Genomic DNA, 23,266 nt, shown 5'->3' with positions numbered 1-23,266 from the left:
CGATCCCCCTGGCCGGCCCGCGGCCGGCCCGGCCTCTCATGCCTTCTTGTGCCTTTTCATCCCTGATCACGAACGAACACGTCAGCGAGGAGAGTCATGCCCCGCGCGATACGGGACGCGCTAGACCTGACCGAGGAGCAGCAGGAGCTGATCCGGCTCGCCCGCGACTTCGCCGAGCGGGAGATCCGGCCGCGCGCCGCCGAGGTCGACGAGGCCGACGTCGAGTCACCGCTCGACCTTTGGGAGTCGGCGGCCAAGATCGGCCTGACCCACTTCATGCTCCCCGAGGAGTACGGCGGGGGCGGCGTGACGGACCTCCTCACCCAGGTCCTCGTGCAGGAGGAGCTCTGCTACGGCGACATCTCGATCGGCAACTTCCTCACCTCGAACGGGTTCTTCGCCGGCCCGATCGAGGCGCTCGGCACCGAGGAGCAGAAGCGCAAGTGGCTCGGCATGCTCTGCACCGAGCGCCCGCCGATCACCGCGCTCGCCGTCACCGAGCCGGGCGTCGGCTCCGACGCGGCCGCCCTGCAGACCCGCGCGGTGCGGCAGGGTGACCACTACGTGCTCAACGGGCAGAAGACCTGGATCTCCAACGCGCCGTACGCGGAGTACTTCATCATCTTCGCCACCATCGACCCGTCCCTGCGGTCGAAGGGCGTGACCGCCTTCGTGGTGCCGCGGAACACGCCCGGGCTGAGCGTCGGCAAGCCGATGCGGAAGATGGGCCAGCGCGGCATCGTCAACGCCGAGGTCTTCCTCGACGACGTGCGGGTGCCCGTGGAGAACCGGCTCGGCGACGAGGGGCAGGGCTTCTACGGCCTCATGCGGACCTTCGACGCCTCCCGCATCCTCATCGGCGCCTCGGCCACCGGCCTGGCCCGCGCCGCCCTGGACGCCGCGCTGCAGTACGCCAAGGAGCGGCGGCAGTTCGGCACCGCGATCATCAACCACCAGGCGGTCGCCTTCCGCCTCGCCGACATGGCGGCGAAGGTCGACACCGCGCACCTGCTCACCGTGCGCGCCGCCCGCCTCTACGACCAGGGGCTGAGCGTGACCGAGGAGGCCTCCATGGCGAAGCTGGTCGCCTCGGAGAACGCCTCCTGGGTGACGGCCGCCGCGCTGCAGACCCACGGCGGGTGGGGGTACTCCCGCGAGTTCCCCCTCGAGCGGTGGATGCGCGACGCCAAGCTCGAGGAGATCGAGGAGGGCACCTCCGACATCCAGCGGCTGATCATCTCCCGCCGGCTCGCCGCTGCGTCATGACCGAGCCGCGCGACGAGCAGCGCGGGGACGCGCTCACCGTGTTCCGCGACCCCGCGTCGGTCACCGTGGTCGGCGCCTCGGCGGACCCCGCCAAGTGGGGCCACTGGCTCGCCAGGGGCGCGCTGAAGGGCGCGCACCGCCGGGCGGTGCACTTCGTCAACGCCCGGGGCGCCGTGATCGAGGGACGGCAGAGCGTGCCCTCCGTCCGGGACGTGCCCGGCGAGCTCGACCTCGTCGTGCTCTGCGTCCCCGCCGCCGGCGTCCCCCAGGTGGTACGGGAGGCCCTCGACAAGGGCGCCCGCGGGTTCCTCGGCATCACGGCCGGGCTCGACCGGGCGCTCCACCCCGGCGCCGAGCGGGAGCTGGCCCGGGAGATCCGCCGGCGCGGCGCCCGCATCGTCGGCCCCAACTGCCTGGGCATCTACGACGCCGCGACCGACCTCCAGCTCGCCTGGGGCGAGTTCACCCCCGGCCCGCTCGGCATCGTCTCCCAGAGCGGGCAGCTCGGCTCCGAGCTGGCCAACCTCGCCGCCGACAGCGGGCTCGGGGTCTCCCGGTTCGTCTCCGTGGGCAACCAGGTCGACGTCACCGCCGAGGAGGCGCTCGCCGACCTCGCCGAGCACGAGCAGACCCGCGTCGTGGCGCTGTACGTCGAGAGCTTCATCGACGGCCGCCGCATGATCCGGACGCTGCGCCGGCTCCGGGACGCGGGCAAGCCCACCATCGTGCTCACCGTGGGCGCGAGCGAGGCAAGCCGTGCCGCCGCGCGCTCCCACACCGGCGCGATGACCTCGGCGCTCGACGTGGTGGACGCCGCCTGCCGGGCCGCCGGGGCGATCCGGGTGGACACCCCAGCGCGGCTCGTGGCGGTCGCGCAGGCGCTGCTCGGCGCCCCGCTCCCCCGCGGCGGGCGGGTCGCCGTGGTCGGCGACAGCGGCGGCCAGGGCGCGGTGGCGGCCGACGTCATGGCCGCGCACGGCCTGCGGGTCGAGCCGCTGCCCGAGGCCGCGCGGGAGAAGCTCGCGGCGGTGCTCCCGCCGGACGCCGGCCTGAGCAACCCGGTCGACCTGGCCGGTGGCGGGGAGCAGGACATGACCACCTACGCCACGGTGGTGGAGACCCTGCTCGCCGACCCGGGCACGGACGCGGTCACGCTCACCGGTTACTTCGGCAGCTACGGCGAGCACACCCCGTCGATCGCCGGCCGTGAGCTGGACGTGGCCCGGCGCATCGCCACCGCGGCGAAACGGCACGGCAAGCCGGTGGTGCTGCACAGCATGAGCCGGGCCTCGGAGACCGTCGCCCTGCTCCGCCGGCTCGGGGTGCCCACGTACCACACCATCGAGTCGGCCGCGGCCGGGCTCGCCGCGGCCCGGCGGCTCGCCGAGCTCCCCGGCCGGGAGCTCCCCCACCCCGGGACGCGCCGGTGGCCGCACCCGCTCGACGGGTACCTCGCGGCCCGCCGGCTGCTGCAGAGCGCCGGGGTTCCCTTCCCCGGCGCCGAGCCGGTGACCACCGTGGCCGAGGTCGCCGCCGCGGCCCGGCGGCTGCGCCCGCCGTACGTCTTGAAGGCCGACTGGATCGCGCACAAGACCGAGGCCGGGGGCGTGCGGCTCGGGCTCGCCGACGCGGACGCCGCCTGCCGGGCGTTCGAGGAGATGTCGGCCGCCCTGGGCCCGGGCCGGTACGTGCTCGAGGAGATGGACACGCGGGCCGGAACGGTCGAAATGATCATCGGGGCGCGGCGGGACCCCACCTTCGGCCCGGTCGTCATGGTCGGCGCCGGCGGCGTGCTCGCCGAGCTGTACCGGGACACCGCCCTGGAGCTCGCCCCGGTGGACCCGCCCACCGTGGCCGCGATGCTCCGCCGGCTGCGCAGCCACGCGCTGCTCACCGGCTGGCGCGGCGGACCGCCCGCCGACGTCGACGGCCTGATCCGCACCGTGGTCGCGATCTCCACCCTCATCTGCGAGCTGCCCGCGTGCGGCGAGATCGAGGTGAACCCGGTGCGCGTCGGCCCGGACGGCGTGCTCGCCGTCGACGCGCTCGTCACCGTGCTCGCCGACCAGACCACCGAGGAGGACAGATGACACCACCCCGAGAGGACTTCGCCGGGCGGGTCGCCCTGGTGACCGGCGGCGGCTCCGGCATCGGCCGGGCGATCGCGCTCGAGTACGCCCGCAATGGAGGCACCATCGTGGTGCTCGGCCGGCGGCCGGAGCCGCTGGAGGAGACCGTCCGGCTGGTGAAGGAGCTCGGCGCCACCGGCGACTCCGTGGCCTGCGACGTCCGGGACGCCGGCGCGGTCACCGCCGCCGTCGACTCGATCGTGGAGCGGTACGGCCGGCTGGACGCCCTGGTGAACAACGCTGCCGGCAACTTCGTGGTGCCGGCCGAGAGGCTCTCGCCGAACGGCTGGCGCGCGGTGGTCGACATCGTGCTCAACGGGACGTTCTTCTGCACCCGGGCGGCGGCCCCGCACATGCTCGCCGCCGGGCGCGGCGCCATCCTCAACGTGATCGCCACCTACGCCTGGCACGGTCACCCCGGCACCGTGCACTCCGCGGCCGCGAAGGCCGGCGTGCTCGCGATGACCCGCACCCTCGCCGTCGAGTGGGCCGGCCGGGGCATCCGGATCAACTGCATCGCCCCGGGCCCGACCGACACCGCGGGGGCGGGCGCCGCGCTGTGGGCGACCGACGCCGGCCGGGAGCGGGTGCTCGGCAGCGTGCCGATGGGCCGGTTCGCCACCCCGGAGGAGATCGCCGACTGCGCCATGTTCCTCCTGTCCGACCGTGCGGCATACATCACCGGAGAGGTGCTCACCGTCGACGGCGGGCAGTGGCTCGGCAAGGCCATCTACGGGGACCCAGGCGCATGAGCGATCCGGCGAAGACCACGGTCACCGGCGGGGAGGCGCTGGTCGCCGCGCTGGCGGCGCACGGCGTCGATGTGGTGTTCGGCATCCCCGGCACCCACAACCTGCCGATCTACGCGCACCTGCGCGGGCACGGGATCCGGCACTTCTCCCCCCGGCACGAGCAGGGCGCCGGCTACGCGGCGGACGGGTACGCCCGGGTGAGCGGCCGGCCGGGGGTCTGCCTCACCACGACCGGGCCGGGGGCGCTCAACGCGATCACCGCCGCGGCGCAGGCGTACTCGGACTCGGTGCCCGTGCTGTTCATCGCCCCGGGCATGCCGCTCGCCCACCCGGGCCACGGCAACGGGTTCCTCCACGAGGTCAAGGACCAGACCGCCGCCATGGCGGCCGTGGTGGCCCACGCGCACCGGGTCACCGGCGTGCCGGAGATCCCGGCCGCCGTGGCGCAGGCGTTCGCGGCCATGCGGTCCGGGCGGCCGCGCCCCGCGTACCTGGAGATCCCGCTGGACCTGCTCGACCAGCGGGCCGAGGTCACCCCGGTCGCTCCCCTGCCCGTCCCGGCCGCGCCGCCCGGCCCGGAGCGGCTCGACCGGGCGGCCCGGGTCCTCGCGGGCGCGGCCCGGCCCGGCGTCATCGCCGGCGGGGGATGCCGGGGGGCCGCGGGGGAGCTGCGCCGCCTCGCCGAGGCCCTCGGCGCGCCGGTGATCACGACCGCGAACGGCAAGGGCACGCTGCCCGAGGACCACCCGCTCTCGCTCGGCGCCGGGATCCACCACCCGTCCGTGCGGGACTTCATCGCCGAGTGCGACGCGGTGGTCGCGGTCGGCACCGAGCTGGCGCCCTCGGACCTGTGGAACGGGCCGCTGCGCTTCACCGGCCCGCTGGTCCGCATCGACATCGACCCCCACCAGGCGGTCGTCAACGCGCTGCCGGACGTTTCCGTGATCGGTGACGCGGCAGCCGCCCTGGCCGGGCTGCTCGACCGGCACGGCGGGTCTCCCGCCCCGGACGCGGCCGCCCGCGCGGCCCGGTGGCGCGCCCGGATCCGGGAGGACGCCCGCCGGGAGGGCGGCCCGTGGCTGCCGATCCTCGAGGCGATGGCGGCGGCGCTCGGCCGGGACGGTGTGGTGGCCGGCGACAGCACCATGGCCGCCTACTACGGCGCGCTCTCCAACCTCCCGGCGTACGGCCCGGCCGCGTTCCTCTACCCGACCGGGCTCGGCACGCTCGGGTACGGGCTGCCCGCGGCGATCGGGGCGAAGCTCGCCCGCCCCGGCGTCCGGGTGGTCGCGCTGCACGGCGACGGCGGGGTGATGTTCACCGTCGCCGAGCTGGCGGCCGCCGCGCAGGCCGGCCTGGCGCTGCCCGTGGTGGTCGTGGACAACGGCGGGTACGGCGAGATCCGCCGGGAGATGCTGGAGCGCGGCGACACCCCGCTCGCGGTCGACCTCGGGCACCCGGACTTCCCGGGGCTCGCCCGGAGCCTGGGCTGCCACGGGGTGACGATCGAGGACCCGGAGCGGCTCACCGCCGAGCTCGAGGAGGCGTTCCGCGCCGACCGCCCGACCCTGCTGCACGTGCGGGAGCCCGAGGGTGGCGCCGGCTGACCACGCCCCGCTCGCGGTCTACGCGGACGTGGCCGAGCTCGACCCGGCCCCGGGCGTGGCGCTGCTCGAGCGGCACGGCTTCCGGGTCCGGGTCCTCGGCACGGACGACCCGGAGCGGATCGCGGCGGAGGCGGCCGGCGCCGCGGTCCTGCTCATCGGCTACTGCCCGGTGACCGCCGAGCTGCTCGACCGGCTCCCGAGGCTCAGGCTGATCTGCACGCAGTCGGCCGGGTACGACACGGTGGACGTCGCCGCGGCGCGGGAGCGCGGCATCTGGGTGGCGAACGTCCCCGACGCGGCCACGGAGGAGGTCGCCTCGCACGCCCTCGCCATGGCGCTCGGCCTGCTGCGCGGCCTCCCCTTCCTCGACCGCCGGGTGCGCGCCGGGGAGTGGGACGGCACCGCCGAGCGGCCGCGGCGGATCTCCGCGGCGACGCTCGGCATCATCGGGATGGGGCGCATCGGCCGGCGGCTGGCCGGCATGGCCTCCGGACTGTTCGGCGAGGTGCTGGGGCACGATCCGCTGGCCGGCGGCGCGCAGTGGCCGCCGGGCGTGCGCCGGGTGGGCCTGCGCGAGCTGCTCTCCTCCTCCGACGTGGTCAGCCTGCACGTGCCGCTCACCGAGGAGACCCGCGGGATGCTCGGGCGGGAGGAGCTCGCGGCCATGCGGCCGGGGGCGGCCCTGGCGAACGTCGCGCGCGGCGAGCTGGTCGACCACGACGCCCTCGCCGACCTGCTCGACTCCGGCCACCTCATGGGGGCGGCGCTGGACGTGCTCCCGGTCGAGCCGCCGCCCGCGGGCTGGGCGCTGCTGCGGCACCCCCGCATCCTGTTCACCCCGCACGCCGCCTACCTGTCGGAGCACTCGGCCGCGAGCTACGTGCTCACCCAGGCGGAGAACGCGGTCGCCTGGCTGCGCACCGGGGAGCCGATCCACGTGGTCGTCCGGGGGCGCGGGGATCGCGCGGGCTCACGCCAGGGATAGGCGGCGCCGGGCCGGCGGCCGTACCGCCGTAGCGTGAGCCCTCGCAGCCGGCGGCTCCGGCGGATGCGGAGGCGCGCCCCGTCGCTTCTCGCCGGGCCCGCCGTCTCCCCGCGCCCGTGGCGGGCGGTACGGCTCACGCCCGGCGGGCGCGGAACGCGGCCGTCTTCACCCGGTTCTGGCAGGCGGTCGAGCAGAACCGGCGGGTCCCGTTACGGGAGGTGTCCACGAAGACCCGGTCGCAGCGCGGGGCCGTGCACACCCCCAGCCGGTCGTGGAACTCACCGCCGAGGACCACGGCGAGGCCGGTGGCGCAGCCGGCGGCCCAGTCGGCGGCGAACGTCCCGTTCGGGCCGTGGAAGTGCAGGTGCCACGGTTCGCCGTCGTGCCGCGCCAGGTGCGGCCGGGCGTCCGTCTCGGCGAGCAGCCGGTTGACCCGCTCGGCCGCGGCGTCGACGTCGCCCGCGGCCACCGCCTCGAAGACCGCGCGGAACTCCTGCGCGTACGCCGTGAGCTCGGCGGCCTCCGCCACGCTCACCTCGCGCGGGGGCCGCGGGCGCAGGATGCCGGTGACGGCCGCGGCCAGCTCCTCCCCCTGCGGTGGCGTGTACGGCCGGCCGCGCGCCTCGCCAGCGGTGAGCGCGTTGACGAGCTGGACGACCACCGCCACCACCAGATCCGTGTGACTGTTGAAATTCACTTGACCGGTTACACCTCGGCTCCCTATGGTGTGACTGACAACGCCCATTTTGTCAGTTACAAGGGAGTTCGGGTGCTCACCAAGGACGTCGCACAGGCGTGGATCGACCGCTGGGATCGCCAGCAGGAGGGCTACATGCCCGATCGGGAGGAGCGGTTCGCCGTCCTGATCGACGCGGTGGAGGCCGGGGCCGGCCGGCCCGACCCGCTGGTCATCGATCTCGGCTGCGGCCCGGGTTCGCTCGCGGTACGCCTGCTGCAGCGCCTGCCGCAGGCCACCGTCATCGCGGTCGACACCGACCCGGTCCTGCTCGCGCTCGGCCGGGCCGCGTACGGGGACGTGCCCGGCCTGATCTTCGCCGACCTCGACCTGCGCACCCCGGGCTGGAGCGCACGGCTCGGCCTCGACCGGCCCGCCGACGCCGCGGTGAGCACCACCGCGCTGCACTGGCTGGCCGAGCCCGACCTCCGCGCGGTCTACAAGGAGCTCGCCACCGTGCTGCGCCCGGGCGGCCTCTTCCTCGACGGTGATCAGCTCAGCCTGGACGAACACGCCACCCCGACGCTCGCGAGGCTCGAGCGCGCCGTCTGCGAGTTCGACGAGCGGCGGCGCTTCGCCGCCGGGCGGCCCGAGGACTGGACGGCCTGGTGGGACGCGGTCACCGCCGACCCGGCGCTCGCCGAAGCGGTCGCGCTCCGCGCCGCGAGGTCCCAGAACGGCGACCACGGCACCCCCGAGACCGAGCGGCTCGGCACGCACGTCAGCGCGCTCCGGGACGCCGGCTTCGCCGAGATCGGCACGCTGTGGCAGCACGGCGACAACCGCCTGCTCTGCGCGATCCGGTCCTGAGCCCGGCCGGCGCCCACGGGCCATGCGGGGCTCGCCGCTTCGGCCTTCCGAGGTGGGCCGGCCACTCCTCCGCCTGCGAGCTGGGCCGGCCGCTCCCCCGGCGCCCAGGCGCGCCGCCCATCTCATGCCGAGGCCGGCGGCGGCCGGATTGCGGGCGGGCCGCCGGGCCGTCGTGCGCAGTGCCGGGGCGGGCGTGCGCGGCATGCCGGCGCCGCGCTCGAGGTCCGGCCCTATCACCGGCCCGGTGACAAGCCGGGCCGGCGGCCCTCGGGCATGCCCCGGCTCTCCGGCCGGGCAGCGCGTCAGGCCGAGGCGACGCTCGCCCCGGCCGGAGCGAGCCGGCTGACGAGGTCGAGGGCGTCGAGGAACCGCACCTTCGCCGGGTCGAGGCGCTCAGGGTGCAGCGCGTAGACCTCCGCCCCGTCGGCCACCGGCGCGTCGTCCCGGAGCAGGGCGGCGAAATCGGCGACGCAGTCCCCCTCGTCGAGGGACCGGACATCCTCGCCACCCGACCGGTTGCCGATGCGGACGGCGAAGGCGGCGGCATCCTCGTGCGGGCCGCGGACGTAGCGGGTGGCGGTGCCGTCGCGGTGCCGTACCACGACCTCCTTGGCGCGCGCCGCGGCGTGCCAGCGGGCGACCTCCCACAGGGTGACGTGCGCGCCGCGCCCGAAGGCCTCCTCCACGGCCGATGCGATCCGGGCGAGCCGCTCGCCGTGGCGCGCCACATTGTGGAACCGGCCGAAGGCGGTCACGGTGAGGTCCGCCCACCGCAGCGTCCGTGACCGCACGTCGGCGACGAACGGCACGTAGATCTTGGCCGAGCCGGTCAGGTCGAACCGCTGCCGTACGGCGAGGGGGTCGAACAGCCCCTTCGGGGTCTCCATGAACCCGGCGAAGCCGCGGTCCAACAGGTCGAACGGGACACCCGTGTAGCTGAACACCACGGGCACCGCGTACCGCCCGCCGATGGTGCGCAGGGCCGGTACGTCGAGATCGACGAACTCCGACGCGCCCAGCGGTCCGGGCGCCGAGGTCAAGTCGCCGGAGTGGACGGCGGCGCTCCGGGCCAGCCGCAGGTTGGTGTAGTCGCACAGCCCGATGAACCGCCACCGGTCGTCGAAGAGGGCCACGGACAGATCGAGATCCACTTGCACGCCCTCCGGCTGGACCCAGTGCAGGAAAAGCCGGATCCGGTTCCCGTGCGGGATCCGCCGGACGCTGCCGCGCGGCAACCGCACCAGCGAGGTGGCCGCTGACCGTTCCGCGATGGGGGCGAGCAGGTCGGCGAGCTCCTCGTCGATCAGCGCCCGTTCGACGGGCGCGAGCGCCGACGCCCGGCGCAGCAGCTCCTCGGCGAGGGCCACGGAGACCGCGGCCACGGCAGCGCCCGGGAGGGCCGCGCGGGTGTCCGGCTCGACCCAGAGCCTCGCCGCCCCGCCGCGCGGGAGGAACATGCGCGTGCCTCCCGGCGGCGTGCGCATCCGGCCGAGCGTCGCGATCAGCACGGCCGGGGAGACGCGTGGCGCCGCGGCACGCACGGCGTCGGCGAGCGCGGCGGCCGGCACGCGGCGCGCCAGGTCGGCCGTGCGCCGCAGCAGCTCGCCCGGGCGGCGGGCGAGCAGGGCGAGGGCCTGGGCCGGATCGGACCGCAGCACGGCCTCGACCCGGCCAGCGAAGGTGCGGGCGCGCAGCCGGCCGCCCTTCAGATACAGGACCTCCGGGTACGCCGCGGCCCGGGCGAGCAGTGCGTCGGCCATCGGCGTGCCCCGCTCCAAGGGGGTGCCGCGCACCACGGCGAACGCCAGCGCCGCGTCCGGGTACCTCCGGTGGAACTCATGCGGGTGGAGAACCTCGGCCATGCGCTTCCACGCCTCGCCGTACCGGAGCAGGTCCTCGACCAGGTAGGGCAGGGACAGCCGGTCGAGCGCGGCGAGGATCGCCCGGCGGATCGGCCGGGGTATGCCGGTGCGGCGCGGGGGGCGCCCGCGCAGCCCCGGGTCACCGCCCATCAGGGTCCAGAGCAGGCGCAGCGCGTCGGTCGCCGAGTCGATGTGCCGGGCGAGCGGTTCGAACCAGCCGCGCTGGACGACGGCGGCGAGCGCGATGGCCCGGCTCTCGCGGGCGGGGATGCGGTCCGGCAGCCATTCGGCCGACCGGGGCCAGAAACAGCCGATCAGCGTGGTGATGGCCGTACGGTCCTCGGCCCGCGGCGCTCCCCGCCGGGACAGCAACGCCGTGAGGGTGTCCCTGGCCCACGCGTCCGGATCGTCGCACAGCCCGAGCAGGGTGAACCGATCCGGTACCCGCACCGTGCCGGAGGCGGCCTCGGCGGACCCCGCGCCGGCGGGCTTGAGGAACGGATCGGCGGGGTCGATCCGGCCATGGCAGATGGGGCACGCGCTGAAGTCGGAGCCGTCCCAGCACGCGCGGCACACCAGGTGGGCGCAGGGTGAGACCGGGCGCACGGTGGCGACCTTCCCGCACAGGACGCACGGCTGCTCCGGCCGCTGCAGCAGGACGGTGAACACCCGGCGCACGTAGAACTCGAGCGTGTCGGCGGGCACCGTGTCCGGGAAGCCGCGGAACAGCGGGACGTGCTCGACGTGCCCGCCGACCCTGGCGAGCAGGCCGTGGATGAGGGCCCGGCCGACGTGGGCGAGGTCGGCGGGGCTCAGCTCGCACAGGCGGTTCCGCAGCGGCGCGCTCAGCACGTAGCCGAGCCGGAGCAGATCGGCCTCGAGCGCGAGCACACCGTCCGCCGTGGAGGGATGCGGAACGGCTCGCGCTTCCTGGGACGGCCCGGCGGGCTCCAGCGCCGGGCAGAAGGCGAGCAGCTCGGGTGACACCAGCCGCTCCCTCAGCAGCATCTGCGCCACCTGTTCCATGGGCAGCCCTCCCCCATGAAGCCGAAAAGAGAGGCGGAGAGCGGACGCGCTATGCCGTCAGGATTGGAGAGAAGGAAGCGCGTCCAAGAGCCGCCCCTCGGGCCGTTCACCATACCCGCGCAAAGATCATTTGTCGCTCCCATTTCACGATCAGCGCCATCGGCGCCGATCGCCCGGATGCCACACCGGATTGGGAGGCCATGCCGCGCCCGATCCGCGCTCGGGCTGCAGACGTGCTGCGCGTGCGCGCCGGAATGGGAAGCCGGCGGCCGGAGAGAGGCGAGGGTTCGCCGCCCTGACGCGGAACGCTGGCCGTCAGACGGCCGGCATTCTCCACGGCCGGAGGCCTTTGCGCCCCATACGGCCGCCCACCCACAGGTCCGCAGACCACGGACATGGGCGCGGGTCGGGCGCCACCGGTGCTCCGAGCGGTGCCGGGAGAACGTCGGTGCGCGTCGATAACATCCCCTCGCGACGCCGCTGGAGACCCGGTCAACGACCTGAAAGGACACCATGCGGACCCTGACCCGCCGAGCGCTCAACCGGGCGACACTGGAACGCCAGCTGCTGTTGCGCCGGGTCGACTGGCCGCCCCTCAAGGTGATCGAGCACCTGGTCGGCCTGCAGGGCCAGGATCCCGACCCGCCCTACTTCGGCCTGTGGTCACGGATCGAGGGCTTTCACATCGAGGACCTGACCCACCTGCTGCATGACCGCAAGGTGGTGCGGGCGATGCTGCTCCGGGGCACCCAGCACCTGCTGGCCGCCGACGACTACCTGCGCTTCCGGCCACTGTTCGACAAGCCGCTGGCCACCTTGCAGAACGGCGTCTTCCGCCGCCAGACCGCGGGCATCGACCTGACCGAGCTGGCACAGGCCGCCCGCCAGATCATCGGCTCCGGCACGGTGACCCGGCCCGAGCTGGGCAAGGCCCTGGCCGAGCGGTGGCCCGGACGAGACCCGGTGGCGCTGGCACGCTCGGCCCAGCACCTGCTGCCGGTCCTGCACCCGCCCCCGATGGTCTGTGGCGACGGCGCGGCGCCACACCGTTCGTGCTCGCCGAGCACTGGCTGGGCCGGCCGCTAGCCGAGAAGCCGTCGGTACACGACCTCATCCGGCGCTACCTGGCGGCCTTCGGCCCGGCCACGGTCAGCGACATACGGGCCTGGAGCGGGCTGACCGGGCTGAAGGAGGCCATCGAGCCGCTGCGACCGCACCTGCGCACCTTCCGGGACGAGAACGGCCGGGAGCTGTTCGACCTCCCTGATGCGCCACTCCCGGATCCGGACGTGCCCGCCCCGGTACGGTTCTTGGCCGCGCTCGACAACGTGGTGCTCAGCTACCACGACCGCTCCCGCATCGTGACCGAACACCAGCGCAAGTACGCCTGGATCGACGCCACACTGACCGTGGACGGCTTCGTGCGCGGCCTGTGGGCCATCAAGCGGGCCGAAAGCACCGCCACCCTGGACATCCGCCTGTTCGAACCGCTGTCCAAAGCGGAGGAGGCGGCCGTCATCGCCGAGGGCGAGCGACTGTTGCGCTTCGGCGCCGCCGACTGCGACAACCACGACATCCGTTTCCGCCCCGTCGAAGAGTGAACCGTCCACCACGCCGTCCCCGCTCGCCGATGCGCCGCGCGCGCACCAGCCCTCACAGGTCCATCGGGATGCGCGGTGTCGCGATGGGTGAGATGGCCGTCGTCGCTGAGGTAGGGGGTGGTGGAGACCGCCGGCTCGCGATCGGACCGGTGACGGACGCCCCGGCGAACGGTTCCATGACGACCGTCCACGCGCCGGTGCGGGCGGCCACATGGCTCCGTCGGCGTCCTCGTCCGGCGCCTCGTACGCCTCGGCCTCCAGGTCATGCCACGTCGCCGGGCGGCCGGTGGCGGCGTCGCCGCCGAAACGGCGGACCAGGTCGGCGAAGACGGCGTCCGATTCGCCGGTTCGCACCCAGGTCACACAGCACGGCTTGGGAAGCAGGGGCCACGATCGCGCGTAATCGGTGAAAGCGGAACTCAACGTCAGCCCGATCACGACGAGAAGGCGACCGGAGGGCGCATGGCGCGCGCCCCTCCGACATCACCGCCGGTTCTCGGCTCCGGACGCGAGGAGGACCATGGCCGGGGCGGAGCCCACCCGGTCACAGGCCGTACTCCTCCAGGAGGCGGAGCCAGATCTCGCTCACGGTCGGGAAGGCGGGGACGGCGTGCCACAGCCGGTCGAGGGGGATCTCGGCGGTGACCGCGATGGTGGCCGCGTGGAGCAGATCGGCGACGCCCGGGCCGGCGAAGGTGACGCCGAGGAGCACCCGGCGGTCCTCGTCGACGACCGCCTTGGCCCGGCCGGTGTAGCCGTCGGCCTGGAGGTAGGCGCCGGCGACCGCGCCCATGTCGTATTCGACGGCGCGCACCCGGAAGCCGTCCGCGCGGGCCTGGGACTCCGTGCGCCCGACCGCGCAGATCTCCGGGTCGGTGAAGATCACCTGGGGCGCGCCCAGGTCGTCGGCGATGTCGCGGAGCCCGGGCAGGTCGTCGGGGGTGCCCGTGGCGCGGGCGACGATCACGTCACCGCACACCCGGGCCTGGTACTTGCCCATGTGGGTGAGCCGGTTGCGCCCGTTGACGTCGCCGACCGCGTAGAGCCAGCCGCCGGGGACACCGATCGCGCGCATGCTCGCGTCCACCGTGATCGGGCCGCGCCCCTCCAGACCCACCGTCTCCAGGCCGATGCCGGCCACGGCCGGCACGCGCCCGGTGGCGACGAGGATCTCGTCCGCCTCCACCACCGAGCCGTCGCCGGCGTGCACGGTCACCGGGCCGCCGGGAACCGGGCGTTCGGCGCGGACCGGCGTGCACCCGAACCGCAGGTCGATGCCGGACCGCCGGAGCGAGTCGGCGAGCAGCTCCCCGGCGAACGGCTCCACCCGCCCGAGCAGGCAATCGCCGCGGACGAGCATCGTGGTCTCCTCGGCCCCGAGGGCGTGCAACGCCTGGGCCATCTCACAGGCGACCGGCCCGCCGCCGATCACGATCAGCCGCTTCGGCACCCGCCGGACGCTCGTGGCCTCCCGGTTCGTCCACGGGCGCGCCTCCCGCAGCCCGGGGATGGCGGGGATCAGCGGGTCGCCGCCGGTGGCGATCACGACCGCGTGCCTGGCGCGCAGCGCCCGGACGCCGCCCTCGGGCCTCGTCACGTCGACCCGCAGCGGCCCGGCCAGGCGTCCCCGGCCGCGGACGAACACCGCCGGGACGCTCTCGATCCAGCTCACCTGGCCGCCGTCGTCGAGATGGGACACGGCCTCGTCCCGCCGGGCGAGCACCGCGGCCGTGTCGATGGCGCCGCGCAGCTCCAGCCCGGGCATCCGGCGCACCTCCGCCGCCAGCCCCACGGGCCGCAGGAGCGCCTTGCTCGGGATGCACGCGTAGTAGGAGCACTCCCCGCCGGCGAGCCGTTCCTCCACGACCGCCGCGGTCAGGCCACCGCGTACCACGCGCGCGGCAACGGTCTCCCCGGCGGGACCGGCGCCGATCACGATCACGTCGAAGACGTCGCCCGCGTCCGCCATGGGCACCACCTCCGGCGCATCCGCCCCGCCACCGCCCGTCGGCGCGGCGCCCAGGACCGCCGCCCCCGCCGGCAAGGCCCGGCACGCGTCGAGCCGCAGGCCATGGCCTCGGTCTCAGTCTCGCACCGGGCCGGGCAAGGCGGCGGAAAGCGATGGGCAGGGCGGCACATGGATCGCCGAAGCCGGTCCGCCGGCCCGCTGAATCGCCGCGGGCGCGCTGAGCGCCGCGCTGTTCCACGACGCCGGGGCGACCGCGCTCCGCCGCGACGAGCTCTCGCGGTGTCGCCGAGCACCGGCCCCCGCTCCGCGGGGCGAAACGATGCGGAACGGGCTCGGCGGCGGGCCGGAGACAGCGGCGGGCAGGGTCGGGATCACCCGGGCATCGCCGGGCGCACCGGCCCGCCGGACCGCCGGCGATCGGGTCGGGCCGCGACGAGCATGCACGCGGCGGCGAGGGCCGGGGCCAGTGCCGGGAGGAGGATGGCCCGCACTCCGAGCCCTCCTCCCCAGAGCTCCGCACAGCCCCGGCCGACGAGCAGGTCCACGGTGAACGCGGCGAGTACGGTCCCGTGGACGGCGAGGAGGAGCAGGGCGAGCACACGGCAGGCCACGCGTCCCCACCACGGCCGGCCGTACCGCCCGGCGATCCATGACGCGAGGTGGCCCAGGGTGACGGCGGGCAGGCCGGCGTACCAGAGCACCGGAAGCCGCCAGAGCACCTCGATGAGGGGCAGCATCCTGGAGTGGATCTCCCACCCCGGGCACACCCCGTGCGTCGAGGTCACCCACCCGACGGCCTCGTCGCGGGCGAAGAGGTCATGTGCGGCTCCCCCGGCCGAAACGAGGAGCGCGAGCGCCCACCAGAACCGCGCGGATCTTCGCGACATGCCGGGCACGGTACCGCTTATGTGATCATCTAGGGCGGAAAGCTCGCGAAAACAGCGAACGCCTCGCATCTCATCGCGCTCCCTCGCCCACGCGGGCGGAACGCCGGTCGACCCCGCTCTTGTGATCACGAGCCCCTCGCTCCCTCACCCACGCGAGCGGCACGGGCCGCGGCGCCGCGACCGCGAGCCGAAGGGGCCGATCCTCGCCCGCACGGGCGGCGCGGGCCGGCGCCTGGCCTTTCGCGGCCACGGGGAGACGCGCCTCGCGGCACACCGGGAAGCGCCGGATGGCACCGCCGCACCGCGGGCCGGACCGCCGGCGGGTGCGGTCACCGCACCAACGGGTGCCGGTCACCGCACCAACGGGTGCGGTCGCCGCACCAAATGTGACATCCACCGAAAAGTCGCCCGAAGGGGCGAGACAAACCGGCTGGCCCATGCTTCCCTGCCGCCGAACGCGCCTGCGGGCCCGCCGCGCCGCCCGCACCGGTGGACACGCGCACCTCGGAGGGAGCAACTGATGGGCAAGTACCACGACGTCCATGCGGCGAGCCTGTCCGACCCGGAGAAGTTCTGGCTGGACGCGGCACAGGCCGTGACGTGGTCGCGCGCCCCGGAACGCGCGCTGGACGACGGCAACCCGCCGTTCTACCGCTGGTTCCCGGACGGACGGCTCAACACCTGCTACAACGCGCTCGACCGGCACGTGGCGGCGGGGCACGGTGACCGCACCGCGCTCATCTACGACTCGCCGGTGACCGGGAACGCGGCCCGCTACACGTACGCCGAGCTCCTCGACGAGGTGGCCCGGTTCGCCGGGGTGCTGCGCGATCTCGGGGTCGGCAAGGGCGACCGCGTGGTGATCTACATGCCGATGGTGCCGCAGACGGTGGTCGCCATGCTGGCCTGCGCCCGGCTGGGGGCGATCCATTCGGTGGTGTTCGGCGGGTTCGCGGCCAAGGAGCTGACCGCCCGGATCGACGACGCCGCACCGAAGGTGCTGATCTGCGCCTCCTGCGGGATCGAGCCCACCCGGGTGGTGCCGTACAAGCCGATCGTGGACGAGGCGATCGCCGCGTCGGCGCGTCCGCCGGAGAAGGTCATCGTGCTGCAGCGCGAGCGCCTCCGCGCGGAGATGGGCGAGCGCGACCTCGACTGGGACGAGCTGATGGCGGGCGCGCAGCCGGCCCCCTGCGTGGACCTCGCCGCCACCGACCCGCTGTACATCCTCTACACCTCGGGCACCACCGGGAAGCCGAAGGGCGTGGTGCGGGACAACGGCGGGCACGCGGTGGCGCTGTCCTGGTCGATGGCCGGCATCTACGGCATCGGGCCGGGCGACGTCTGGTGGGCGGCGTCCGACGTCGGCTGGGTCGTCGGCCACTCCTACATCGTGTACGCGCCGCTGCTCGTCGGCGCGACCACCGTGCTGTACGAGGGCAAGCCGGTGGGCACACCGGACGCCGGCGCGTTCTGGCGGGTGATCTCCCAGTACGGGGTGAAGGCGCTGTTCACCGCGCCGACGGCGCTGCGGGCCATCAAGAAGGTGGACCCGGACGGGCGCGAGATCGCCAAGTACGACCTGTCCGGGTTCCGCACGCTGTTCCTCGCCGGGGAGCGGCTCGACCCGGAGACCTACCACTGGGCGTCCGCCAAGCTCAACGTGCCCGTCGTGGACCACTGGTGGCAGACCGAGACCGGGTGGGCGGTGGCCGCCAACCCGGTCGGTGTGGAGCTCCTTCCGATCAAGCCCGGGTCGCCCACGCTCCCGATGCCCGGGTACGACGTGCGGGTGCTCGGCCCGGACGGCGCGGAGGTGCCGCGGGGCACCGAGGGCGCGATCTGCATCCGGCTGCCGATGCCGCCCGGCACCCTCCTGACGCTGTGGGGCGACGACCAGCGCTACGTCGAGTCCTACCTGTCCCGGTACCCCGGCTTCTACCTCACCGGGGACAGCGGCTACCTCGACGAGGACGGATACGTGTACGTGATGGGCCGGACCGACGACATCATCAACGTGGCCGGCCACCGGCTCTCCACCGGGGCCATGGAGGCCGCGCTCGCCGCCCACCCGGCCGTGGCCGAATGCGCGGTGATCGGCGTCAGCGACCCGCTGAAGGGGCAGGTGCCGAAGGGCTTCGTGGTGCTGAAGTCCGGGGTGGAGATCGACCCCGACCGGCTCCGTGACGAGCTGATCGCCCGGGTGCGCCAGGACATCGGCGCGGTGGCCGCCTTCAAGGAGGTGGTCGTGGTCGACGCCCTCCCCAAGACGAGGTCCGGGAAGATCCTGCGCAAGGCGATGCGGGAGATCGCCGCCGGCAAGGACATCCCCGTGCCGTCCACGATCGAGGACCCGGCGGTGCTCGACCGGCTGCGCCCGCTGCTGCGCGGCCGGGACGCCTGATTCGGCCGCGAGGCCGGCCGGTATCGGAGGCTCTGCACTCGCACGGCTCCCCACTGGCCGGCGGGAGAGCGTGAAGCCTGTTGCGGGCGACACCCGCAACAGGCTTCACCACAAGGTCTACTTGATCGACGAACGCGCAGCGATCGGGTAATGTAACGGTTTGCCTTGGAACGTGCCAGCTACGGCCGCCGAGTCAGCCATTCCGGCGAGATTCCGGATCGCACGAAAGACCCCCGATCGCCAGGATCGTCGCATGCGGCAAGGGCGCAGCCGAGGGCGATCCGATGTCCCCGGCGGACCTGGACCCGGTGCACTCCTGCGATATCGCTCGAAACACATCAGTAGCAAACTTACACCATTTTCGCTATATAGTTCTGTTAATCTTATTCACATGTACAATTGATCGCCGTCGGCGGACGTCCCACCCGAACGACCTCGCCTCTGCTCCCCCTCTGCCCCCACAGGAGGACGGCCTTTCATGAGCATGGCGTCGAGAGCCCGCGATCCCGAACTGATCGACTCCACCATCCGCATGGTGGAGTTCCTGCGCGACCTCGCCTCGGCTCAGCGCATCCCGATCCGGGACGTCGACGAGTACGGCGAGGTGCTGTGGCTGGCTGACCTGCCGGACGGGATCGCGCCCCGGGTCCAGGCGGGCCCCGGCGAGGCGGTGCTCTCCGTCGATTACGTACGGCTCACGCCGCCGCCTGTTCCCCCGTCGGTCCTGGAGGGCTGGCTGGTCACACCGGACCTCTCCGATCCCGAGCGCGTCCCCGAGCTCGCTGAAATCGGGCCCCGGAGCATACCGGTGCTCTCCGACGATGGAACGACCGTCTGGCGGCAGGAGACCATAGGTGACCGGCCGGACGTCACGGAGGCCTACTCCCGCTGGCTGCCCGTCTGGCAGGCGTGGGCGGAGGAGGAACGTGACCGCGCCCGGCAGCAGCGCTGGCATCGTGGGCTCTACTCGATCGCCACGCGCCTGTCCCAGATGGACGACCAGCTCGAGCTGGTACTTGCGACCGGCCTGCTCCTCTGGCGGGCACCGGACGGCACTCGCGTGCGCAACCACCTGCTCACCACCCGCGTCCACCTGCGGGTGGATGCCGACACCGAACGCGTGGAGGTGGTGCTGGGCGAGGCCTCCCCCGTACTGCAGGACCGGGAGCTCCTTGCAGATCTGCCCGGGTTCACCCCCGCGCGCACCGACCGACTCCGCCAGCGGGCGCGGGACGGCGAAGGCGCCGGGCTCCGCGACGAGGCCGGTGAAATCCTGCAGGCGTGGTGCGATCGCGGGCTCGAGCGGCCCGCTGTCTACCGGCCGGACTGGACCCCGGGCGGCGCCCCCGGCGAAGTGGCCGAGGTACGGCTCGCGCCCGCATTGGTGCTGCGCAGGCGAGACCGGGGGTCGCTGATCGCGTACTACGACGCAATGCTCACCGCGCTGACCGGCCCGGACGCCACAGCGCCCCTCGGTCTCGCGCAGCTCGTGCGGCCACTGGAGCCGGAAGAGCGCATGGCCTTCCTGGAGGAGAGCGGTGCACGGGTCGCGCTCGGCGAAGACCCGCTCTTCCCGCTGCCGGCCAACCCCGAACAGCGCATGATCATGACTCGGCTGAACGAGGATAACGGCGTCGTCGTCCAAGGCCCGCCGGGAACCGGCAAGACCCATACCATCGCAAACCTGGTGTCGGCGCTGCTCGCCCAGGGCCAACGGGTCCTCGTCACCAGCCAGAAGGCTCAGGCGCTGCGGGTGCTGCGCGACAAGCTGCCACCTGAGATCGCTGGGCTGTGCGTCTCCATGACCGACGTGGGCCGTGGAGGCTCCGCGGAGCTGGAGACCGGCATCAAGGAGCTGTCGATCCGGTACGCCGGCTACGACCCCCGGCTGCAGGCCGAGCGGATCTCCGCGGCGCGCCGCCGGCTCGAGGAGGCCCGCCGCACGGCCGCCGAGCTGACCGATCGGATCCGGGCGCTGCGTGAGTCCGAGACCTACGTCCACCGGGAGATCGCCCCAGGCTACCGGGGCACCCTTGCCGAGATCGCCCGCCGCTTGAAGCGGGAGGAGGCGGAGTGCCGGTGGATGCCGGTCCCCATGCCGCCCACGGCGCCTGCCGAGCCGCCGATCTCCGTCGGTGAGGCGGCCGAGCTCGTCGAGCTGCTCGCCGGGGAGACACCTCAGCGCAAAGCGCGGCCCTCCCAGCGGATCCCCGACGTGGCCGCGCTCCCCACCGTGGAGCGGCTCAAGGAACTGATCGCGAATGAGGCCGCGGCCCAGATGGTGGCTCGCGATGCCTCCACCGAGGTGTCCGGACGCCTGGAGCATCTCGATCCCGAGCTGATCGGCCGACTCGAGAAGATCGCGGCCGGCATCGCGGCCGACCTTCACCGGCTCGGCCTGCCAGAGGACGCCGCGGCGTGGGATACGGCCGACTGGACCGTCCGCGCGCTGAGCGACGCGCTCGCCGGCCGGGAGACCGCCCTGTGGCAGCAGCTCGCCGATCAAGCGGGACGGCTCGCCGCTCTCCGGGAGCGGACCCAGCGCATCGCCTTCCGCACGATCAGCCATCCGCGGCTCGAGGACCCGGGCGCGGCCGGTCGGTACCTGCAGGCAATGCAGGCACTGCGGGACCATCTCGCCGCGGGGAACCGGCTCAAGCGCGGGCTGCTCCGTCCCGCTGTGCAGCGGACGGCCGAGCCGTACCTCGCCGAGGTGTCCGTCGACGGGGTCCAGCCCACGAATGCCGAGCTGCTGTCCCTCGTCATCGACGACATCGAGGGAAGGCAGATCGCCGACCTGCTCCGGCGGGCCTGGCGGCTGGTGGGCGTGGAGTTCCCGGATGAGCCGCTCGAGCGCCTCTCGGCGCAGCTCGCCGACGCCTTCGACCGGCTGAGCGTGGTGCGCCGAATCGCCGATGCGGTGGCCGAAACCGTCGGCCTGCTCAACTCGGCGGGCGTGCGGCTCGACCTTCGCACTCCTGCGGAATGGCTGTCCTATAGCGCGGCGCTGCGCGCGGTACGGCTCAAGCTCGCCGCTGAGCGGGCAACCGCCGCGCTGGAGGAGCTGCACGCCGCACTTGAGCAGCAGATCCGGCTCGGCTCCCCGGCTCCCGAGCTGGTCGAGGCGGCCAACGCAGTGGCCGCCCGCGACGCTGTCACCTACCAGCTCTGCCTCAACGCCCTGGCGACCGCCCAGCGTGAGCAGGCCGAACAGCGGCGCTGCGACGAGCTCGCGGACAAGGTGCGGGCGGCCCACCCGGCGCTACTCAAGCTCCTCGCCGAAGCGGGCTCCTGGAAGCCGCACATGTCCAGCTGGGAGCGCGCCTGGCATTGGGCGAAGGCGTACACCTTCTTCACCGAGCAGCGACGGCCCGGACTGGAGCAGCAGCTGGAGGCCGAACTCGAGGACGCGACCCGGCGCACCCTGCGCCTGACCGCGGAGCTCGCTGCGGAACAGGCGTGGGATGCCGCTCTGGCCAGGATGAACTCCCGGCAGACGACCGCGCTGCGCGCTTACCAGGATCACATCACCAAGCTCGGCAAGGGGACCGGGAGGTACGCAGAGAAGTACCGGGCGCTCGCCCGGGAGGCGATGGCGGTGGCCCGCGACGCGGTGCCCGCGTGGATCATGCCGATTCAGCAGGTGCTGGAGACGATCCCGCCGGTGCGCGACTCCTTCGACGTCGTGATCGTGGACGAGGCCAGCCAGGCGAGCATCGACGCCCTGTTCCTCCTCTGGCTCGCGCCACGGATCATCGTGGTCGGTGACGACAAGCAGTGCGCGCCTCTCGCGATCAGGCGCGGCGAGCTCGAGCCGATCTTCGCGAAGCTCGCCACCTACCTGCCGGACATGCCTCCCTACCTGCGGGACGCCTTCACCCCCAACTCGAGCCTGTTCGACCTGCTGGCCACCCGGTTCGGCTCGGTTCTGCGGCTCAAGGAGCACTTCCGGTGCATGCCGGAGATCATCGAATTCTCCTCCCGGCAGTTCTACGCCGACGAGCCGCTAGTGCCGCTGCGGCAGTTCGGCGCCGACCGCCTGCCACCGCTCAAGGTCGTCAGGGTGCACGGCGCATCGACCGAGGGATCGAGCACGCGGCTCCGCAACCGCGTGGAGGCCGAGGCGATCGTCGAGCAGATCGTGGCGTGCAACGCCGATCCGGCCTATGACGGGAAGACCTTCGGAGTGGTCGTGCTTCAGGGCACAGGGCAGGTGCAGCTCATCCACGGCCTACTGCTCGAGCGGCTCGACCTGAAGGACTGGGAGCGGCGGCGGCTGCGGGTCGGCACCCCGCCCGACTTCCAGGGTGACGAGCGCGACGTCGTGTTCCTGTCGATGGTGATCGCCGAGCGGCGCTCCGCGGTGACCAGCACTGAGTGGCAGCGGCGCTTCAACGTCGCGGCCTCGCGGGCAAGGGACCAGATGTGGCTGTTCCACTCGGTCAGCCCGGACCTGCTCGCGCCCACATGCCTGCGGCGCTCGCTGCTCACCTACATGCTCAACCCGCCGGCGGCCCTGGGCGCGGAACCGCTCTCCGACGTGACCCCCGACGAGCCGCACCCGAGCTTCGACTCGCTCTTCGAGCAACGGGTGTTCCTGCGCATCCGTGAGCACGGCTACCACGTGATCCCGCAGTACGAGGTGGGCGGCCGCCGGATCGACCTGGTCGTGGTCGGTGCCGGAGGACGGCTCGCTGTGGAGTGCGACGGGGATCACTGGCACGGCACAGCCGAGCAGCGCGCCGCCGATCTCGACCGGGAACGGGAGCTCAAGCGCGCGGGATGGCGGTTCTGGCGGATTCGGGAAAGCGAGTTCTACTTCGATCCGGACGCGGCGCTCAAACCGCTCTGGGAGGAGCTCGAGCGGCGGGGCATCCGGCCGGGCGAGGTCATCCCGGAGGGTGCGGCTGCGGAGGACTCCTGGCGCGCCGTGACGCTCTCCACGGAACCCGGGTGGGACGGCCTGGAGGACGATGACCTGGAGGCGGGTGACCCTTCCGACCTGGAGCCCACGATCGGTGAGCTGCCTGCCGTACCCTGGCGCGACGCCAGTCCGGCCACGGGAACCGGGCGTCCCGCGGCGGCACGAACGCCGACGGCGCAGATCCGCGCCTGGGCCCGCCAGCAGGGATACGCCGTGGGCAGCCGGGGGCGGATCCCCGCGGAGGTGATAGAGGCCTATCGCCGGGCGCACGGCACCGGCTGAGAACGCCGGTTCACGAACGGGCACGA

General features: G+C 73.7%; 14 protein-coding genes. 10 read left to right on the top strand and 4 right to left on the bottom strand.

The annotated features are described in order from the left end of the window. Nucleotides 1–96 precede the first annotated feature (96 nt). Genes TBIS_RS07900 through TBIS_RS07880 form a run of 5 tightly spaced genes read left to right on the top strand, consistent with a single transcriptional unit; the run spans nucleotide 97 to nucleotide 6,739 of the window. Nucleotides 97–1,266: an acyl-CoA dehydrogenase family protein gene (locus TBIS_RS07900; protein ID WP_013131833.1), complete on the top strand. Its 1,170-nt coding sequence runs from the start codon at nucleotides 97–99 to the stop codon at nucleotides 1,264–1,266. Beyond that, nucleotides 1,263–3,356: an acetate--CoA ligase family protein gene (locus TBIS_RS07895; protein WP_013131832.1), complete on the top strand. Its 2,094-nt coding sequence runs from the start codon at nucleotides 1,263–1,265 to the stop codon at nucleotides 3,354–3,356. Before TBIS_RS07900 ends, TBIS_RS07895 begins: the two co-directional genes overlap by 4 nt. Beyond that, on the top strand, nucleotides 3,353–4,147 hold the full coding sequence (locus TBIS_RS07890; protein WP_013131831.1) for an SDR family oxidoreductase: 795 nt from the start codon (nucleotides 3,353–3,355) through the stop codon (nucleotides 4,145–4,147). The genes TBIS_RS07895 and TBIS_RS07890 overlap by 4 nt, the downstream gene beginning before the upstream one ends. Further along, nucleotides 4,144–5,754: a 5-guanidino-2-oxopentanoate decarboxylase gene (locus TBIS_RS07885; RefSeq protein WP_013131830.1), complete on the top strand. Its 1,611-nt coding sequence runs from the start codon at nucleotides 4,144–4,146 to the stop codon at nucleotides 5,752–5,754. The genes TBIS_RS07890 and TBIS_RS07885 overlap by 4 nt, the downstream gene beginning before the upstream one ends. Beyond that, the gene (locus TBIS_RS07880; protein WP_013131829.1) at nucleotides 5,741–6,739 is read left to right on the top strand and encodes a C-terminal binding protein; all 999 of its coding nucleotides are present in this window, start codon (nucleotides 5,741–5,743) and stop codon (nucleotides 6,737–6,739) included. Before TBIS_RS07885 ends, TBIS_RS07880 begins: the two co-directional genes overlap by 14 nt. A gap of 133 nt (nucleotides 6,740–6,872) precedes the next feature. Here the strand turns inward: TBIS_RS07880 and TBIS_RS07875 are convergent, their stop codons facing one another. Next, a complete protein-coding gene (locus tag TBIS_RS07875; RefSeq protein ID WP_013131828.1) occupies nucleotides 6,873–7,436 on the bottom strand; it encodes a CGNR zinc finger domain-containing protein in 564 nt (187 codons plus the stop codon). A gap of 72 nt (nucleotides 7,437–7,508) precedes the next feature. Here TBIS_RS07875 and TBIS_RS07870 point away from each other — a divergent pair, with 72 nt between their 5' ends. Further along, nucleotides 7,509–8,285: a class I SAM-dependent methyltransferase gene (locus TBIS_RS07870; protein ID WP_013131827.1), complete on the top strand. Its 777-nt coding sequence runs from the start codon at nucleotides 7,509–7,511 to the stop codon at nucleotides 8,283–8,285. Nucleotides 8,286–8,587: 302 nt separating this feature from the next. On the opposite strand, the gene TBIS_RS07865 is transcribed toward TBIS_RS07870, so the two are convergent. Continuing rightward, nucleotides 8,588–11,173, bottom strand: coding sequence for an MXAN_6230/SCO0854 family RING domain-containing protein (locus TBIS_RS07865; protein ID WP_013131826.1), 2,586 nt, complete (start codon nucleotides 11,171–11,173; stop codon nucleotides 8,588–8,590). 513 nt (nucleotides 11,174–11,686) lie between these two features. Here TBIS_RS07865 and TBIS_RS20225 point away from each other — a divergent pair. Together TBIS_RS20225 and TBIS_RS20220 are read left to right on the top strand one after the other, a co-directional pair. Then, a complete protein-coding gene (locus tag TBIS_RS20225; protein WP_425263891.1) occupies nucleotides 11,687–12,259 on the top strand; it encodes a DNA glycosylase AlkZ-like family protein in 573 nt (190 codons plus the stop codon). Beyond that, a complete protein-coding gene (locus TBIS_RS20220) occupies nucleotides 12,226–12,774 on the top strand; it encodes a winged helix DNA-binding domain-containing protein (RefSeq protein ID WP_425263890.1) in 549 nt (182 codons plus the stop codon). The genes TBIS_RS20225 and TBIS_RS20220 overlap by 34 nt, the downstream gene beginning before the upstream one ends. A gap of 544 nt (nucleotides 12,775–13,318) precedes the next feature. On the opposite strand, the gene TBIS_RS07855 is transcribed toward TBIS_RS20220, so the two are convergent. Continuing rightward, nucleotides 13,319–14,743, bottom strand: a complete 1,425-nt coding sequence (locus tag TBIS_RS07855; protein ID WP_013131825.1) for a dihydrolipoyl dehydrogenase family protein — start codon at nucleotides 14,741–14,743, stop codon at nucleotides 13,319–13,321. 371 nt (nucleotides 14,744–15,114) lie between these two features. After that, the gene (locus tag TBIS_RS07850; RefSeq protein ID WP_041431339.1) at nucleotides 15,115–15,630 is read right to left on the bottom strand and encodes a hypothetical protein; all 516 of its coding nucleotides are present in this window, start codon (nucleotides 15,628–15,630) and stop codon (nucleotides 15,115–15,117) included. A 520-nt stretch (nucleotides 15,631–16,150) separates the two neighbouring features. On the opposite strand from TBIS_RS07850, the gene TBIS_RS07845 reads away from it, so the two are divergent. Both TBIS_RS07845 and TBIS_RS07840 read left to right on the top strand, forming a co-directional pair. Beyond that, nucleotides 16,151–18,034 carry a propionyl-CoA synthetase gene (locus tag TBIS_RS07845; protein ID WP_013131823.1) on the top strand — a complete coding sequence of 628 codons (1,884 nt, stop codon included), beginning with the start codon at nucleotides 16,151–16,153 and terminating at the stop codon, nucleotides 18,032–18,034. A 478-nt stretch (nucleotides 18,035–18,512) separates the two neighbouring features. Then, nucleotides 18,513–23,240, top strand: coding sequence for an AAA domain-containing protein (locus tag TBIS_RS07840; RefSeq protein WP_013131822.1), 4,728 nt, complete (start codon nucleotides 18,513–18,515; stop codon nucleotides 23,238–23,240). Nucleotides 23,241–23,266: the final 26 nt, after the last annotated feature.

This window comes from Thermobispora bispora DSM 43833 (genome assembly GCF_000092645.1).
GTDB lineage: Bacteria > Actinomycetota > Actinomycetes > Streptosporangiales > Streptosporangiaceae > Thermobispora > Thermobispora bispora.
This window is presented reverse-complemented; position numbering and strand designations above follow the sequence as displayed.

Excerpts from the sequence above, each read along its gene's own strand:
- TBIS_RS07900 (WP_013131833.1), top strand. The coding sequence starts at position 97 with ATGCCCCGCGCGATACGGGACGCGCTAGACCTGACCGAGGAGCAGCAG.
- TBIS_RS07895 (WP_013131832.1), top strand. The coding sequence starts at position 1,263 with ATGACCGAGCCGCGCGACGAGCAGCGCGGGGACGCGCTCACCGTGTTC.
- TBIS_RS07890 (WP_013131831.1), top strand. The coding sequence starts at position 3,353 with ATGACACCACCCCGAGAGGACTTCGCCGGGCGGGTCGCCCTGGTGACC.
- TBIS_RS07885 (WP_013131830.1), top strand. The coding sequence starts at position 4,144 with ATGAGCGATCCGGCGAAGACCACGGTCACCGGCGGGGAGGCGCTGGTC.
- TBIS_RS07865 (WP_013131826.1), bottom strand. The coding sequence starts at position 11,173 with ATGGAACAGGTGGCGCAGATGCTGCTGAGGGAGCGGCTGGTGTCACCC.
- TBIS_RS20225 (WP_425263891.1), top strand. The coding sequence starts at position 11,687 with ATGCGGACCCTGACCCGCCGAGCGCTCAACCGGGCGACACTGGAACGC.
- TBIS_RS07855 (WP_013131825.1), bottom strand. The coding sequence starts at position 14,743 with ATGGCGGACGCGGGCGACGTCTTCGACGTGATCGTGATCGGCGCCGGT.
- TBIS_RS07850 (WP_041431339.1), bottom strand. The coding sequence starts at position 15,630 with ATGTCGCGAAGATCCGCGCGGTTCTGGTGGGCGCTCGCGCTCCTCGTT.
- TBIS_RS07845 (WP_013131823.1), top strand. The coding sequence starts at position 16,151 with ATGGGCAAGTACCACGACGTCCATGCGGCGAGCCTGTCCGACCCGGAG.
- TBIS_RS07840 (WP_013131822.1), top strand. The coding sequence starts at position 18,513 with ATGAGCATGGCGTCGAGAGCCCGCGATCCCGAACTGATCGACTCCACC.